Source organism: Mycobacterium sp. EPa45 (assembly GCF_001021385.1).
Lineage (GTDB): Bacteria > Actinomycetota > Actinomycetes > Mycobacteriales > Mycobacteriaceae > Mycobacterium.
The window spans coordinates 326,039-342,118 of sequence record NZ_CP011773.1 but is presented as its reverse complement, the minus strand read 5'-3'; the positions used below and the strand labels follow the sequence as shown (position 1 = coordinate 342,118).

At 67.8% G+C, this 16,080-nt stretch carries 15 protein-coding genes; 7 read left to right on the top strand and 8 right to left on the bottom strand.

Annotation, left to right across the window (positions count from 1 at the left end):
* Window positions 1–3: 3 nt before the first annotated feature.
* Genes AB431_RS01675 through AB431_RS01665 form a run of 3 tightly spaced genes read left to right on the top strand, consistent with a single transcriptional unit; the run spans window position 4 to window position 3,858 of the window.
* Complete coding sequence (locus AB431_RS01675) at window positions 4–2,940, top strand: efflux RND transporter permease subunit (RefSeq protein WP_047328483.1); 2,937 nt, start codon at window positions 4–6, stop codon at window positions 2,938–2,940.
* Window positions 2,937–3,431, top strand: a complete 495-nt coding sequence (locus AB431_RS01670; protein WP_047328482.1) for a hypothetical protein — start codon at window positions 2,937–2,939, stop codon at window positions 3,429–3,431. Before AB431_RS01675 ends, AB431_RS01670 begins: the two co-directional genes overlap by 4 nt.
* A gap of 4 nt (window positions 3,432–3,435) precedes the next feature.
* Window positions 3,436–3,858 carry a CoA-binding protein gene (locus AB431_RS01665; protein ID WP_047328481.1) on the top strand — a complete coding sequence of 141 codons (423 nt, stop codon included), beginning with the start codon at window positions 3,436–3,438 and terminating at the stop codon, window positions 3,856–3,858.
* Here the strand turns inward: AB431_RS01665 and AB431_RS01660 are convergent.
* Window positions 3,845–4,534, bottom strand: coding sequence for a hypothetical protein (locus tag AB431_RS01660; protein ID WP_047328480.1), 690 nt, complete (start codon window positions 4,532–4,534; stop codon window positions 3,845–3,847). The two genes, AB431_RS01665 and AB431_RS01660, sit on opposite strands and share 14 nt — an antisense overlap.
* Complete coding sequence (locus AB431_RS01655; protein ID WP_047328479.1) at window positions 4,531–5,121, bottom strand: hypothetical protein; 591 nt, start codon at window positions 5,119–5,121, stop codon at window positions 4,531–4,533. The genes AB431_RS01660 and AB431_RS01655 overlap by 4 nt, the downstream gene beginning before the upstream one ends.
* 66 nt (window positions 5,122–5,187) lie before the next feature.
* Here AB431_RS01655 and AB431_RS01650 point away from each other — a divergent pair, with 66 nt between their 5' ends.
* Together AB431_RS01650 and AB431_RS01645 are read left to right on the top strand one after the other, a co-directional pair.
* A complete protein-coding gene (locus AB431_RS01650; RefSeq protein ID WP_047328478.1) occupies window positions 5,188–7,164 on the top strand; it encodes a M13 family metallopeptidase in 1,977 nt (658 codons plus the stop codon).
* 6 nt (window positions 7,165–7,170) lie between these two features.
* Window positions 7,171–7,686, top strand: coding sequence for a nitroreductase family protein (locus AB431_RS01645; RefSeq protein WP_047328477.1), 516 nt, complete (start codon window positions 7,171–7,173; stop codon window positions 7,684–7,686).
* Between the two features lies 1 nt (window position 7,687).
* On the opposite strand, the gene AB431_RS01640 is transcribed toward AB431_RS01645, so the two are convergent.
* Window positions 7,688–8,020: a helix-turn-helix transcriptional regulator gene (locus AB431_RS01640; RefSeq protein WP_255353558.1), complete on the bottom strand. Its 333-nt coding sequence runs from the start codon at window positions 8,018–8,020 to the stop codon at window positions 7,688–7,690.
* Window positions 8,021–8,133: 113 nt separating this feature from the next.
* On the opposite strand from AB431_RS01640, the gene AB431_RS01635 reads away from it, so the two are divergent.
* A complete protein-coding gene (locus tag AB431_RS01635) occupies window positions 8,134–9,372 on the top strand; it encodes an MFS transporter (RefSeq protein WP_047332968.1) in 1,239 nt (412 codons plus the stop codon).
* A 53-nt stretch (window positions 9,373–9,425) separates the two neighbouring features.
* On the opposite strand, the gene AB431_RS01630 is transcribed toward AB431_RS01635, so the two are convergent.
* The 5 genes from AB431_RS01630 to AB431_RS01610 all read right to left on the bottom strand — a co-directional run bounded on the left by AB431_RS01630 (window position 9,426) and on the right by AB431_RS01610 (window position 14,285).
* Entirely contained in the window at window positions 9,426–10,880 is a 1,455-nt protein-coding gene (locus tag AB431_RS01630) for an alpha/beta hydrolase family protein (protein WP_200902685.1), read from the bottom strand.
* A gap of 61 nt (window positions 10,881–10,941) precedes the next feature.
* Complete coding sequence (locus tag AB431_RS01625) at window positions 10,942–11,973, bottom strand: Ig-like domain-containing protein (protein WP_047332966.1); 1,032 nt, start codon at window positions 11,971–11,973, stop codon at window positions 10,942–10,944.
* A gap of 145 nt (window positions 11,974–12,118) precedes the next feature.
* On the bottom strand, window positions 12,119–13,327 hold the full coding sequence (locus AB431_RS01620) for an MFS transporter (RefSeq protein WP_052960147.1): 1,209 nt from the start codon (window positions 13,325–13,327) through the stop codon (window positions 12,119–12,121).
* A 73-nt stretch (window positions 13,328–13,400) separates the two neighbouring features.
* Window positions 13,401–13,691 carry a metal-sensitive transcriptional regulator gene (locus tag AB431_RS01615; RefSeq protein ID WP_047328475.1) on the bottom strand — a complete coding sequence of 97 codons (291 nt, stop codon included), beginning with the start codon at window positions 13,689–13,691 and terminating at the stop codon, window positions 13,401–13,403.
* The gene (locus AB431_RS01610; RefSeq protein WP_047328474.1) at window positions 13,692–14,285 is read right to left on the bottom strand and encodes a DUF305 domain-containing protein; all 594 of its coding nucleotides are present in this window, start codon (window positions 14,283–14,285) and stop codon (window positions 13,692–13,694) included.
* Window positions 14,286–14,365: 80 nt separating this feature from the next.
* Here AB431_RS01610 and ilvD point away from each other — a divergent pair, with 80 nt between their 5' ends.
* Window positions 14,366–16,063 carry a dihydroxy-acid dehydratase gene (ilvD, locus tag AB431_RS01605; RefSeq protein ID WP_047328473.1) on the top strand — a complete coding sequence of 566 codons (1,698 nt, stop codon included), beginning with the start codon at window positions 14,366–14,368 and terminating at the stop codon, window positions 16,061–16,063.
* Window positions 16,064–16,080: the final 17 nt, after the last annotated feature.

Genomic DNA, 16,080 nt, shown 5'->3' with positions numbered 1-16,080 from the left:
TTCATGATGCGCCTGAGCAGCAACCTGCGCAGATTCCGCTGGCTGGTTTTCACGTGCTGGTTGCTGGCTTTGGTGCCGGCCGTATATCTGGCCCTCGCGGAGTCCAACCACCTGACCGGTGGCGGCTTCGACGTGGCCGGCTCCCAGTCGCTGCATGTGCAGTATCAACTCGAGGACCACTACCCCCAACAGGGCGCCTCCCCGCTCGCACTCGTCGCCGCACCCCGCGCCGACGCGAGCTATGCGGACATGAACACCGCCGTCGCCCAATTGGAGGAGGCGGCCAAGCAGGTTCCCAGCGTCGTGGTGGTGCCCAACCCGAGCCAGCCGGCACCCGCCCCGGACCGGCCCTACGTCGTGTCGCTGCGGCTGGACTTCAACAACACCGGTGCCGTCGACGTCGCGCGGCAGCTGCGGCAGAAGATCGGCGTGACCGGTGACCAACCCGGCCAGATCTCCAACGGCCGGGTCAAGCTGTACGTGATCGGTCAGGGCGCGCTCGGCGCGGCCGCCCAGACCAGCACCAAACACGACATCGCCGAAGCCGAACAGTGGAACCTCCCGATCGTCCTGATCGTCTTGCTCGCGGTGTTCGGTTCGCTGGCGGCCGCGGCGGTCCCACTGCTCCTCGCCGTGTGCACCGTCGTGGTGACGATGGGCGTGGTCTATCTGCTGTCGACCGTCATGAGCATGTCGGTGTTCGTGACCTCGACGGTGTCGATGTTCGGTATCGCGCTGGCCGTGGATTATTCGCTGTTCATCCTCATGCGGTTCCGCGAGGAATTGCGCGCCGGCCGCGACCCCCAGCAGGCGGCCGACGCGGCGATGGCCACCTCGGGCCTGGCGGTGCTGCTGTCGGGTCTGACCGTGATCGCGTCGCTGACGGGCATCTATCTGATCAACACACCCGTGCTGCGCTCGATGGCCACCGGCGCGATCCTGGCGGTGGCGATCGCGGTGCTGACCTCGACCACACTGACACCCGCGGTGCTGGCGACGTTCGGTCGCCCGGTGGCCCGGCGTTCGCCGCTGCTGCAATGGTCGCGGCGCGGGGAGGCGACGCAGTCGCGGTTCTGGACCCGCTGGGTCGGCGCAGTGATGCGACGTCCGTGGTTGTCCGCGCTCGGTGCGACGGTGGTGCTGCTGCTGATGGCCGCGCCCGCCTTCTCGATGGTGCTCGGCAACAGCATGCAGCGCCAGTTCCCGGCCACTCACGAAGTACGCGGCGGAGTGGCCGCGGCGGCACAAGCGCTCGGCCCCGGCGCACTGGGGCCGGTGCGTGTGCTGGTCACCTTCCCGGGCGGAGCGGCGTCTGATCCGAAGAACGCCGCCGCACTCGAGGCGATCAACACCGAGATCTCGAAGGCGCCCGACGTCGTGTCGGTATCCACCCCGGTGTTCGCCGACAACAACGGCAGCGCACTGATCTCCGCGATCCTGTCGGTGGACCCCGAGGACCTCGCCGCCCGTAACTCGATCGACTGGATGCGCAGTCACCTGCGCGCGCTTCCCGCGACCAACGGAGCCCAGATCGATGTCGGCGGACCGACGGCACTGATCAAGGACTTCGACGACCGAGTCGGGCAGACCCAACCGCTGGTGTTCGTGTTCGTGGCCGCGATCGCGTTCGTGATGCTGCTGATCTCGGTGCGGTCGGTGTTCCTGGCGTTCAAGGGCGTGTTGATGACGGTGCTGTCCGTCGCCGCGGCCTACGGCAGCCTGGTGATGGTCTTCCAATGGGGTTGGCTGGAGGGGCTGGGCTTCCATCGGATCACCTCGATCGACAGCACGATCCCGCCGCTGGTGCTGGCGATGACGTTCGGCCTGTCGATGGACTACGAGATCTTCCTGCTCACCCGGATCCGGGAGCGTTATCTGCAAGCCGGTGACACCCGCGATGCCGTCGCGTACGGGGTGTCCACCAGCGCCCGAACGATCACCAGCGCTGCGCTGATCATGATCGCGGTGTTCATCGGGTTCGCGTTCGCCGGTATGCCCTTGGTCGCCGAGCTCGGTGTGGCGTGCGCGGTGGCGATCGCCGTCGACGCCACGATCGTCCGGCTGGTCCTGGTGCCCGCACTGATGGCGATGTTCGACCAGTGGAACTGGTGGCTACCGTCGTGGCTGGCGCGGATCCTGCCGTCGGTCGACTTCGAGAAGCCGCTGCCCAAGGTCGATCTCGGCGACCTCGTCGTGATCCCCGACGACATCTCGGCGCTGGTGCCGCCGAGTGCGGATCTGAAGATGGTGGTCAAGGGGGCGGCCAAGCTCAAGACCCTGGCGCCGGATGCGGTCAGTGTGGCCGACCCGTTGGCCTTCACCGGGTGCAACGCGCTCGCCGGCAAGGTCAAGGGCAGCGATGACGCCCGCGCGCGGCCCGTGCGCATCGGCCCCGGCGGCACCTCGACCGTGAAGCTGATTCGTGGTTATCGCAGCGCCAGGACGGCGACGGCGCGGCCGGTCCATCCGGTCACGATGTGGCGTGGTCGGCTCGCGATCGCCCTCGACGCCCTGGAGACCGGCGCCGATACCCGGCATCCGGCGGTCGAGCGGCTCAGCCCGGTGGAGACCACCCACGTCCAATTGCCGACCGGTGACCGGTTGCAGATCCCGACGTGTGCCGAGACGCTGCGGATGCAGGCCTACCTGGTGTTGTGCCGCAACAGCCGGTCGGACTTCGCCGAGTTCGCCGACCTCGTCGGTGGGATGGATACCGAGACCGCCGCGGTGGTACTCGCCGGGATGGACCGGTATTACTGTTCTGGACAAGCTGAGCGACAATGGGTGGCGACTCAGTTGGTGCGCCGGCTCGCCGACCCCGACCCGTCCGACGTCGACGATGCCGACAGGTGGGCAGGGCCGGAGGGCGCCGCCGAGTGGGAGCGGGTCAGGCAGCGTTGCCTTGCGGTGGCGGTGGCGATCCTGGAGGAGGCGAGGTGACGGTGGCAGCGGAACGCGATGCCGTACCCGCACCGGCCGCGCAATCTTTCAGTGATAGCCGCCCCGTCGAGTTCTGGCCGACCGCCTCGATTCGCGAGGCTCTGGAGACCGGCGACATCACCGTTTGGCAGCGGATCGTGATGGCTGTCAAACGCGATCCGTATGGCCGCACCGCACGGCAGGTCGAGGAAGTGCTCGAGCACTCCCAGCCCTACGGCATCTCCAAGGCGCTGGCCGAGGTGCTGGTCCGGGCCCGCAGCCACCTGGAGGCCAATGAGCGTGCCGAGGCCGCCCGCCATGTGCGACTGCTCCTCGACCGATCCGGCCTGGGCGAGCAGGAATTCGCCTCGCGAATCGGGGTTGCCCAGTCGGATCTCGCCGCCTACCTCGAGGGCTCGGTCAGTCCGCCGGCGTCGCTGATGATCCGGATGCGCAGGCTGTCCGACCGGTTCGCCAAGATGCGCGCGCAGCGCGCGTCCAACGGGGAGTAGGTCGGTGGCTCCACCGAATTCGGCTGAGCTGCAAAAGATTCTGCGCGACACCCGCACGGTCGCGGTGGTGGGCGCCTCGAACAATCCCGCCCGGCCCAGCTACGGGGTGTACCAATACCTGGCCCGGTTCAGCCATTACGAGCTCTATCCGGTGAACCCCACGATCAGTGATATCGACGGTACGCCGGTCTATCCGTCGTTGGCCGACCTGCCCGTGGTGCCGGACATGGTCGACGTCTTCCGCCGCTATGACGACCTGTCCTCGGTTCTGGCCGATACGCTCGCGCTGAGCCCGCATCCGAAATACCTTTGGCTGCAACAGGGTTTGTGGCATGACGAGGTCGGCGAGCAAGCCGAGGCCGCCGGGTTGCGGGTTGTGATGGACCGATGCCTGAAGGTCGACTACGCGCAGCTCATCGGGCGTTGATCGGCGAGATGTCGCCGACCAGCCACCGGCCGTCCTGTTTGATCAGGCTGACTCGCAGCGCCAACACCGCGGTGTTCGGCTGCTGACCCGGCTGACTCTGGGTTCCCCGCATCACCACCGCGACGCTGGCCGCCGTCGGCCCCAGCGCCTCCAGACCGGCCGACATGGTCTGCGCCGTCGCGGAGATGTTCTTCTTGGCCAGATCTGAAGTCGCTTGGCCGAATTGGTTCTTGAACGCCTCGGCCCGGTCGGGCGCCATGAACGTCGCGGCCCGGTTGATCGATGATGTCGGGTCGGCCGGGGTGAACGTCGCGGTGGCCTCGGAGGCGGCGGTGGCAATGCGCACCACTTCGGCGGAGTCCCGGGTGAAGTCGTGGTCCGAGCGTGTCCACTGGGTGTAGCCGACGATGACGGTGGCCACCAATGCCGTGGTCGCCAGGGCGACGACGGCCAGGCGCAGACCCGGGCCTTCGTCGTCGGTGCCCACTGTCACCGAATCCCGGCGGAACAACACGAAGTTGACCATCACACCCTCGACGATCAGCAGGCACAGCATCGAGCACACCGCCACCCACCACAGCGGCCAGCCGAGCACCACGCCGATCGCCAGCAGCGCGGCGATGGCGGCCAGCGGCGCGGCAACGTCGAAGGCGAGGACCCGGGCCAGGTTCCTCATCGCAGCGACTCGAGCCGCGAGATCATCGGCTTGCCGTCCACGTCGGAGACGCCGAGCCGCAGGTTCCAGCGCACCGTCGTCGGCTTGTTGCCGGCGTTCTCGCTGACCGAGGTGGCGATTACCAGCACGGAGTCGGTGCGCTTGGCCAATTCGGGCGGCAGGCCGGCCGCAGCCGGCGCGCCCTGCCCCGGCTGGACGTTGAGATCGTGGTGCACCGCTTCGAAGGACACCGACTCGATCTGGCCGGTGGTGCGGGCCTGCAGGGTGCGGACCACCTCGCGATAGGGCTTGATCGCAGCTTCGAAGTCGGAGTTGAGCTGGCCCGCGGTGCCATCATGCAGTTTCGCCAGACTGGTGTCGACGTTGTCGACGTTCATGTTGATCAAGATGCCGGTCCACTCCGCGGCCGCCGTCATCACCCGGGATTGGTATGCCCGCTCGTCGGTCGCGTCGCGGTGTCCCGACCAGATCAGCACGCCGAGCACGATGGCTGCGACCGCCATCACACCGAGGACGACGGAGGCGACGCCGTAACCGGTGAACACCCGGTCGGGTGCCTCGTCCTCCGCGTTCTCGGCCTCGGGCATGAAGCGAGGTTACCGGGCCGCCTCCGGGCCGGACGCTGCGGCCGGACCTCTGGTAAGGATGGTTGGGTGACGGTTCAAACGCTGCGCTCGGGTATCGACTTGTCCCACGTCGAGGCCCAGATTCGCCCTCAAGACGATCTGTTCGGCCACGTCAACGGGCGTTGGCTCGCCGAGTACACCATCCCCGGTGACCGGGCGACCGACGGCGCGTTCCGGACGTTGTACGACCGGGCCGAGGAGCAGGTCCGTGAGCTGATCACTCAGGCGAGCGGTCCAGATGGTACGGACGAGCAGCGCATCGGCGATCTGTACGCCAGCTTCCTGGACGCCGAGGCTGTCGAGCGCCGCGGCGTGCAGCCGCTGCTCGACGAGCTCGCCCACATCGACGCCGCGGCCGACCCGGCCGCACTGGCCGCCGTGATCGGCGCGCTGCAGCGCACCGGCGTCGGAGGTGGTGTCGGGCTCTACATCGACACCGATTCGAAGAACTCCTCGCGCTACCTGGTGCACGTCACGCAATCCGGGCTCGGGCTGCCCGACGAGTCGTATTACCGCGACGATCAGCACGCCGCGATCCTGGGCGCCTACCCGGCCCACATCGCCACGATGTTCGCCCTCGTGTTGGGCGGCACGCCCGATGACCACACCGAGCGTGCCGCGCGGATCGTCACACTGGAGACCAAACTCGCTGCCGCGCACTGGGATGTCGTCAAGCGCCGCGACGCCGACCTGACCTACAACCTGCGCGCGTTCACCGACCTGTCTACCGAGGCACCCGGCTTCGACTGGGCAGGCTGGGTCGGCGCCCTGGGCACCTCGCCGGATGCCGTGGCCGAACTCGTTGTGCGCCAGCCGGATTACCTGACGGCCTTCGCAGAGCTGTGGTCGAGCCACGACTTCGCCGACTGGCAGGACTGGGCGCGCTGGCGGCTGATCAACGCCCGCGCCGCCTACCTCACGAACGCGGTGGTCGAGGCGAACTTCGACTTCTACGGCCGGACGCTGTCGGGCACCGAGCAGATCCGCGAACGCTGGAAGCGCGCGGTGTCACTGGTGGAAGCCCTGATGGGCGATGCGGTCGGGCGCGTGTACGTCGAGCAGCACTTCCCGCCGGATGCCAAGGCCCGCATGGACGTGCTCGTCGACAACCTGCGGGAGGCCTACCGGGTCAGCATCAACGACCTGGAGTGGATGACACCGGAGACCCGCCAGCGGGCGCTGGCCAAGCTGGACAAGTTCACCGCGAAGATCGGCTATCCCAAGAAGTGGCGAGACTACTCGACGCTGGTGATCGATCGTAACGACCTGTATGGCAACGTGATTCGCGGTGCTGAGGTGGAACACGCCCGCGAGCTGGCCAAACTGGGCGGCCCGGTCGATCGCGACGAGTGGTTCATGACCCCGCAGACGGTCAACGCCTACTACAACCCGGGCATGAACGAGATCGTCTTCCCCGCGGCGATCCTGCAGCCGCCGTTCTTCGACGCCGACGCCGACGATGCCGCGAACTACGGCGGGATCGGGGCGGTGATCGGCCACGAGATCGGCCACGGCTTCGACGATCAGGGCGCCAAGTACGACGGCGACGGCAACCTCGTCGACTGGTGGACCGACGCGGACCGCGCCGAATTCGGCACGCGGACCAAGCAACTCATCGAGCAGTACGAGGCGTTCGTGCCGCGCGGCCTTGAGCCCTCGCATCATGTCAACGGCGCGTTCACCGTCGGTGAGAACATCGGCGACCTCGGTGGGCTGTCGATCGCGCTGCTCGCCTACGAACTCTCGCTGGAGGGCAAGCCCGCACCGGTGATCGACGGGCTGACCGGCCAGCAGCGGGTGTTCTTCGGGTGGGCGCAGGTATGGCGCACGAAATCCCGTGAAGCCGAAGCGATTCGGCGCCTCGCTACCGACCCACACTCACCACCGGAGTTCCGCTGCAATGGTGTCATCCGCAATATGGACGCCTTCTACGAGGCGTTCGAGGTCAGCGAGGACGACGAGCTGTACCTGGAACCCGACCGGCGCGTGCGGATCTGGAGCTAGACACGCGTGGACGCCTGGGACGCCATCCGCGCGCGACGAAATGTCCGCAGCTACACCTCGACTCCGATCCCGGACGACGACGTCCACCAGATCCTCGAAGCCGGGTGGCGTTCCCCGTCGGCTCGTAACAATCAGCACTGGGATTTCGTCATCGTCACCGATCCAGCGGTACTGCAGGATCTTTCGACGGTTTGGGTGGGCGCCACCCATATCGCGAAGGCTCAGGCCGCGATCGGCCTGGTCATACCCGAGCCACCGGATGAGCGGACCAGGCTGGTCGACCAGTACGACCTGGGGCAGGCCACCATGGCGATGGCCATCGCCGCCACCAATCTCGGCGTCGGCACCGGGCACTCGGCGATCGGCGATCAGGACAAAGCCCGGGCGATCCTGGGTGTGCCCGAGGGCTACCTGGTCGCCTATCTACTCGGCCTGGGATATCCCGCCGATCGCCCGCTCGTTCCCATCCGCAAGCCCAATCGCCGCCCATTCGACGAGGTGGTTCACCGAGGCAGCTGGTAGCTCAGCGCACAGCCGCTTCGCGGTTGGCACCACCGACCACCGAAGCCAGCAGACCCGGCAGCGCCTCGTCGACCTCTTCGGTGCGCAGCCGCTGATGGGTCAGTCCGCCGAGGACCAGTCGCTCGAGCAGGCCGGCCTCGCGCAAGATCTTGAAGTGGTGGGTTGCGGTGGACTTGTTGATGCCGTCGTAGAGCGCACTGCATTGCAGCGGGCCGCCCGCGTTACGCAGCCGCCGGATCATCTCCAGCCGCGCCGGGTCTTGTAGGGCGGCGAGCACCTGGTGCACGGAGCCGACCGGATGCACGGGGTAGCTATCGGCGTGGAATGCCTCCACCTCAACCACGGTTGTCTCCTGTGTCCGCCGTCACGGCCTGCGAAGTTTGATCGACATCAAACCTAGCGTACGCTCGAATGGGTTCGATGACCATCAAACTACCGGGAGTCCTCATGACTTGTGTGCACGAGGCACCCGCCGGCCACGTCACCGGCCAGCGCTGGGCGTACCCCCTGCTGCTCGTGCTCAGCGGCGTTGCGCTCGGCGTCTCGGGCCTGCCCGCGCCGCTGTACGGTATCTACGAATCGAACTGGCACCTCTCGCCGCTGGCCACCACCATCGTGTTCGCGGTCTACGCGTTCGCCGCGCTGGCCGCGGTCCTGGTGTCCGGCCGGATCTCCGATGTCGTGGGCCGAAAGCCCGTGCTGCTGGGCGCGCTGATCGCGTTGATCGCCGGACTGGGCATCTTTCTGATCGCCGACAGCATCGAGATGCTCTTGCTGGCCCGCACCATCCACGGCGCGGCAGTCGGCTCGATCGTGGTCGCCGCCGCCGCGGCGCTGCTCGATCTGCGACCGCAGCACGGCGTGCGCTCCGGCCAGCTCAGCGGCGTCAGCTTCAACATCGGCATGACGGTGGCCATCGTCGGCTCGTCGCTGCTGGCGCAGTACGTCGCGCATCCGCTGCGCACCCCTTACGCCGTCGTCGCGGTGGTGTGCGCGATCGTCGGCATCGGTGTGGTCGCACTGCGGGAGACCCACACCGGCCGCACCGGTGGCCGCATCCGGATCAGCAAACCCGCTGTGCCGCCGCAGATCCGCGACGACTTCTGGTTCGCCGCCCTGGGCGCGATGGCGTCCTGGTCGGTCCTCGGTGTGCTGCTGTCGCTGTACCCGTCGCTGGCCGCACAGCAGACCCACATCCACAATCTGGTGTTCGGTGGCGGGGTGGTCGGGGTGACGGCGTTCGCCGCGGCCATGGCGCAGCTGGTTGCCACCCGGGTCCCGGCCCGGCGATCCGCAGTGATCGGCGATATCGGCATGGCCGTCGCGCTGCTGCTCACAATCCCGGTGCTGCTCACCCACCGCTGGCCGTTGGTGTTCGCCGCGGCCGCACTGCTGGGTGCGACGTTCGGACTCGGCTTCGGCGGTTCGCTGCGCCACCTGTCCGATGTGGTGCCGTCCGATCGCCGCGGCGAGACGATGTCGGCGTTCTACCTGCTGGCCTACACCGCGATGGCGCTGCCGACGATCGCGGCGGGCTGGGCTGCCACCAAATGGCCACTGGCGCAGGTGTTCCCGTGGTTCGCCACGATCGTTGCGCTGGCCTGCCTGGGCGCGGCAGCCGTCGGCGCCAGCCGGAGGGCAGGAGCGAAGCGACCCGGGAATGTTAGGCGTAGGGCAGGAGCGTAGCGACCCGGGAATGTTAGGCGGAGGGCAGGAGCGTAGCGACCCTGCGAAGGGCATCAGGCCGGCGAGTCCGTCGCACCGGGTGTCTTGATCTGGGTAGCCAGCCACGGCAGTGCATCGGAGAACGCCCGCTCGGCGAACTGCCAGGTGTGGAAGCTGATGATGCGATGCACCGAGCAGGAGATACCGACGGTCTGCGCCGTCGCGCACAGATCGTCAGCCGCGCCGGCCTCGTCGGAGTCACGGAACTCGTCGTGGCCGCCGAACCCGGCTGGCGCATCGGATTGCGGCCGGTGCCCACCGCCATTGCCATAGGGCGACGCGGTGTTCGCAGGTTTGACGGTGTCCTCGAACCAGCCCGAGACACCTTGATAAGGACCGTGTTTGAGCATGACGGTGCGCGGGTCGAACTGGCCCCAGGCCGCGGCGTTGCCGCCGTAGAGCCGGCCGATCGTCTGGTCCTTGGTGCCGGCCGTCGGCCCGTGGTCGCCGGCGATGTCCTCGAACGTGCTGAACAGCTCCGGATGCATCACGGTCAGGTCGACTGCGCAGGTGCCGCCCATCGACCACCCGACCACCGCCCAGTTGACGGCCTGGTCGGAAGCGCCGAAATGGTCGACGACATAAGGCCGGACGTCCTTGGTGAGATGGTCGGCGGAGTCCCCGCGGGGACCGTTGACGCATTCGGTGTCGTTGTTGAAACTGCCACCGGAGTCGACGAAGACGAAGATGGGCGCCTGGCCGCCGTGGCTCTGCCCGTAGCCGTCGATGATGGGCATCACATTGCCGCTGCGCATCCAGTCCGCCGGGGTGTTGAACTCACCGGCGACCATCATCACCACCGGCAGCCGCGGCGGAGTGGGTCCGGCGAACCAGGCAGGCGGCAGGTAGACGTATTCACTGCGGTGCTTGAATCCGCTTGCCTCGGAACCGATGTCCACCTCGACCAGCTTTCCGGTGGTCTGCATGGTGTTCCGCAGGCCGGCCAGGTCGGCGGCATCGATCTGGTTCGGTAGCGGCCCGGCCGTCAGCGCCCCCCATGCCGCCTGCACGCTCGGGTAGTAGCCGACCCACTTGTTGAGCGCGAGCAGCGCCGTCGCCAGAGTCAACGGAATCGCAAGGAGCGCGACACCGCGTCGCCACCAGGAATTCCCCCGCCAGCCCAGCACCGCCACCGCGACTCCGGCGGCGAAAACCCCTATCCAGACCCACAAATAGAAGGGCGCCGGGTCCGAGGCCAGGCCTTCGGAGTTGACGTAGGTGCGCGCGGCCAGCGCGCCGACCACGCCGATCACGACGCAGACCGGCAACCACACCATCCACCAGCGCCGGGTCCGCCGCCATCCCATGGCGACGAGCAGCGTGATGGCGGCGACGATTTCGATGGTCAGTGGCAACCAGCCGCCCAGCAGGGAGACTCCGTGGGCGTACTGGTGCATGTCCGGCGCCGGCAGCTGCGGCAGGGGTGCTGCTGGCGCAGGCGACGGCGTCGGCGACGTGGTTGGCGGCACGGACCCCATTGTGAGGGCCGTTGCTGTGCTTAACCTTTGAGCCGCGACCGGCTCGATATGGCTAAGACAGCTGCCACTGCCAGTCGTCAGCGCCGTCGGGCTTGTTGTACGTGCCGACGGAGTTCTTCACGATGATCGGGTCACCGCTGCCGAAGTTGTCGTAGAACCATTGCGCATTCGCCTGGCTGAGGTTGATGCAGCCGTGGCTGACGTTGCGCTTGCCCTGGTCGCCGACCGACCACGGCGCGCTGTGCACGAAGTTGCCCTGGTTGTCGATCCGGACCGCAAGCTTGACGTGAACCTTGTAGCCGTCCGGTGAGGTGCTCGGCACGCCATAGGTGGCCGAGTCCATCACGATGTCCGGGAACTTCTCCAGCACGTAATAGGTGCCGTTCGGGGTGTCGTGACCGGGCTTACCCATCGACATCGGGAAAGTCTGCTCGAGCTTGCCGTTGCGGGTGACGGTCATCTGATGGGTGGCGTTGTCCGCGGTGGCCACCAGAGCGTCGCCGACGCGGAAGCTGGACTTGGCGCCGCTGGCGTCGATGTTGACCACGGTGCCCGCGGGCCAGAAGTTGTAGGGCCGCCAGCGCACCTGGGTGTCGGTCAGCCAGTAGAACGCACCGGGAACAGGCGGCACCGAGGAGATGTGGATGGCCTGCTCGGCCATCGGCCGGTTGGCGATCGGCCGGACGAAGTTGATGATGATCGGCTTGGCCACCCCGACCATCGAGCCGTTGACCGGGTTGAAGGTCGGCGGCGCGAACACCGGTTCACCGGTGTAAGGAGTCGGATTCTGCCCCTTGACGGGTCCGCCGGCTGCCGCGGCGGCCTGCTGGGCGGCCACCGGGTTGACCGGCGGCGCGAGGGGATCCGGTGCCGGAGCGGGCGGCGGGAAAGCAGCCGGGTCGGCCGGTGGCGGTGCAAAGGGATCGGGTGCGGGCACCTGCGCCGGCGGCACGTCGACGATCCCGGGATCGCCGGGCGCCTGGTCTGGATCGGCGAGCGCCGAACCGCTGCCGAGACTGATTCCGGCGGCCACTCCGACCACGCACAGCGTGGCGGCGATCGCCCCCTTCACCCGCAGCGTCATAACCAATGCTCCCTCGATGCCGACTTTGACCCAGTCTCGCATAACACGCTGGGTGCGCCCGTGGAGTTCATTCGCCAGCGAACCTGGCCCTGAACCCCGTCACTGCCCTGAACTGTGCAGATCGTCGGGCCCGGGGTGATAAGCGTTACTTTCCGCTGGTAGCCGGGCGGACCGCGAACAGGCCCCGGCTGACCGTCACGCACACCAGTGCGGCGAGCATCAGGCCCGCCGATGCGGTGAGCATCGCCGGTACACCGGCATGTTGGTAGAGCAGTCCTCCGCTCAGCGATCCGGCCATGATGCCGACCTGGAAACACGCCACGTACAACCCCGAGGCACCGTCGGGATCCTCCGGCGAGTGCCGCATCGCGGCGGCCTGCAGCATCGGCGGCATCGCGTTGGCAGTCGCTCCCCACAGCACGATCGCCACCGCCGCGGCCACCGAGTGCCAATTGAGGTACCCGAGAGCGGCCAGCACCGCGAAGGCCAGCGACGACCCGGCCAGGCACCCCATCACTGCCGTCTTCGGCCGCCGGTCCCCCGGGCGGGCCAACAACGCCATACCGGTCAGTCCGGCCACCCCGTACGCGGCGAGCAGCCACGCCAGATGCGCGCCGTGCACGCCGACCACGTCGCGGATGATCACCACGATGAACGTGTAGGAGATGAAGTGCGCGGTGACCCCCACCAGTGTCAACACGCTCAGCACCACCAGTGCCCGGTTGCGGTGGTGTCGAATCGGGCCTGCGGGGGCACCGGCGTCCGCGCCGGTGAGCGTCATCGCCGGCAACGCAAAACGCGCTGCGACCAGCACCACTACCGACGCGGCGGTGATGGCTCCGACCGCCAGCCGCCAGCCCCACAGCTCGCTCATCGCCGCGGTCAGCGGGCTGCCGACCACCAACGCCAGACCTGTGCCGACGTAGACGGCCATGGTGGCGCGGCCTGCGTGACTCGGTGGCACCAGGCGCGCACCGATCGGGGCGATCACCGACCACATCAGCCCATGGGTCAGCGCGCACAGGACCCGGCCGACGGCCAGCACCGCGAAGGTCGGTGCCAGCGCGGAGATCAGTTGTGAGACCGACAGACAGGCCAGCGTCCACAGCAGGGTGCGCCGTCGCGGCCAGGTTGCCGTCCATCGCACCAACGGCATCGTGGCCACCGCCGCAACCAGGGCGTAGCTGGCGAGCAGGGTGCCCACCACTGCCTCGCTGACATCCAGGTCGCGCGCGATCGCGGGCAGCGCACCAACGGGCATGATCTCGGCGGTGACGTAGATGAACGCCGCGGCGGCCAGCACGGCCAGCGCTGTGGCGACTCGCGGTGTCCACGTGCGCTGCACTGTGGGCACCGGTTCACGGTATCGGCTCGCGTGCCGATCGGGGCTTACGTTGTCCGGCGTTGCACGGCGCGGATCTGGGGCGTCAGGAGCGGACCAGGCGCGCGATCGCGGCCGAGGCCTCGGCCAGCTTCTTCTCCGCCTCGTCGCCACCCTCGGCGACCGCATGGCTGACGCAGTGGCCGAGGTGCTCCTCGAGTAGGCCCAGGGCGACCGACTGCAGCGCACTGTTGACGGCGCTGATCTGAGTCAGCACGTCGATGCAGTACTTGTCCTCGTCGATCATCTTGGCGATGCCGCGGACCTGGCCCTCGATGCGGCGCAATCGCTTGGTGTAGTTGTCCTTGCGCGCCGAATATCCGTGTGCACCAGTCATTTAGCCTCCAAGCATCTGCTTCATCTGGTCGATCTCGGCCTGCTGCGCGGTAACCATGGACTTGGCCATGGTGGTCATGTCGGCGCTTTGTCCGTTGGCGATCTCGGCCTTGGCCATCTCGATGGCGCCCTGGTGATGGCCGATCATCGCCTGCAGCCACAGTGTGTCGAACTCGGGGCCTTTGAGCGACTCGAGCTTGGTCATCGTCGCGTCGTCGACCATGCCCTGCATCGCGGCGCCGTGCCCGCTGTGGTCACCCATCGCGGGGTCGACGTCCCACTGCAGCAGTAGCGCTTTCATCGCATTGATCTCCGGCTGCTGTTCACCCGCGATGGTCGAGGCCAGCTTGAGCAGCGCCTGGTTGTCGGTGTGCTGCGGCGCCAGGTTGGCCAGCTCCACCGCCTGCTGATGGTGCGGGATCATCATCTGGGCGAACATGACATCGTCGGCGTTGTGCGCGGCCACCGTCGCACTGCTGGCCGGGCTCGACGTGGTGTGCTGGCTGTGCTCCTCGGTTTTGCTACAGGAGGAGACGACGACGGTGGTGGCCAGGGCTGCGGCGACCGCGACGATGCGGGCGGGCGTGGATGTCATCTTTCCACCCTACCTTCCATACCCCTTGGGGGTATGAAAAGAAATTTGGTGGGCACCTCCGACCACGGCATACTTGACCGGTGAGCCAAAGCCCCGATCTCAAGCCCCGCAGTCGCGACGTCACCGACGGTCTGGAGAAGGCCGCTGCCCGCGGGATGCTCCGCGCGGTAGGCATGGGTGACGAGGACTTCGCCAAACCGCAGATCGGGGTGGCGTCGTCCTGGAACGAGATCACCCCGTGCAACCTGTCGCTGCAGCGGCTCGCGCAGGCAGCCAAGGACGGAGTGCACGCCGCGGGTGGCTACCCGATGGAGTTCGGCACGATCTCGGTCTCGGACGGCATCTCGATGGGCCACGAGGGCATGCACTTCTCGCTGGTCTCCCGCGAGGTGATCGCCGACAGCGTCGAGACGGTCATGATGGCCGAGCGCCTGGACGGTTCGGTGCTGCTGGCCGGCTGTGACAAGTCGCTGCCCGGCATGCTGATGGCTGCTGCCCGACTCGATCTGGCGGCGGTGTTCCTCTACGCCGGGTCGATCCTGCCGGGCCGGGCGAAGTTGTCCGACGGCACCGAGATGGACGTGACGATCATCGACGCCTTCGAGGCCGTCGGTGCGTGCGCGCGCGGGCTGATGTCACGCGAGGACGTCGACACCATCGAGCGGGCGATCTGTCCGGGCGAAGGCGCGTGCGGTGGCATGTTCACCGCCAACACGATGGCGTCTGCGGCTGAGGCGCTGGGGATGTCGCTGCCGGGGAGCGCGGCCCCGCCGGCCACCGACCGGCGCCGCGACGGCTATGCGCGGCGCAGTGGTGAAGCGGTCGTGGAGCTGTTGCGCCGCGGGATCACCGCCCGCGACATCCTGACCAAGGAAGCGTTCGAGAACGCGATCGCGGTCGTGATGGCGTTCGGCGGGTCCACCAACGCGGTGCTGCATCTGATGGCGATCGCCCACGAGGCCGACGTGAAGCTCGACCTGGCGGACTTCACCCGCATCGGCGCCAAGGTGCCGCACCTGGCCGACGTCAAACCGTTCGGCAAGCACGTGATGTTCGACGTCGACCGGATCGGCGGTGTGCCGGTGGTCATGAAAGCACTGTTGGACGCTGGCCTCTTACACGGTGACGTCATGACGGTCACCGGCGAGACCATGGCGGCCAACCTCGCTCACATCGCTCCGCCGGACCCGGACGGCAAGGTGCTGCGCGCGCTGAGCAACCCGATCCATCCCACCGGCGGCATCACGATCCTGCACGGCTCGCTGGCCCCGGAGGGGGCGGTGGTCAAGTCCGCCGGCTTCGACTCCGACGTGTTCGAAGGCACCGCAAGGGTTTTCGACGGCGAGCGGGCGGCGATGGACGCACTCGAGGACGGCACGATCGTGGCCGGCGACGTCGTCGTCATCCGCTACGAGGGCCCCAAGGGTGGACCCGGGATGCGCGAGATGCTGGCGATCACCGGTGCGATCAAGGGCGCCGGCCTCGGCAAGGACGTCCTGCTGATGACCGACGGCCGGTTCTCGGGCGGCACCACCGGCCTGTGCGTCGGGCACATCGCGCCCGAGGCTGTCGACGCCGGGCCCATCGCCTTCGTTCGCGACGGTGACCGGATTCGCCTCGACGTCGGCAACGGCACGCTGGACGTGCTGGTCGACGACGCCGAATTCGATTCACGCAAAGCAGGATTCACTCCGCCCGCGCCCAAGTACACCACCGGCGTACTGGCCAAGTACCGCAAGCTGGTCGGCTCGGCCGCCAGCGGCGCGGTGTGCGGCTAGATAGGTCCACACTCGCG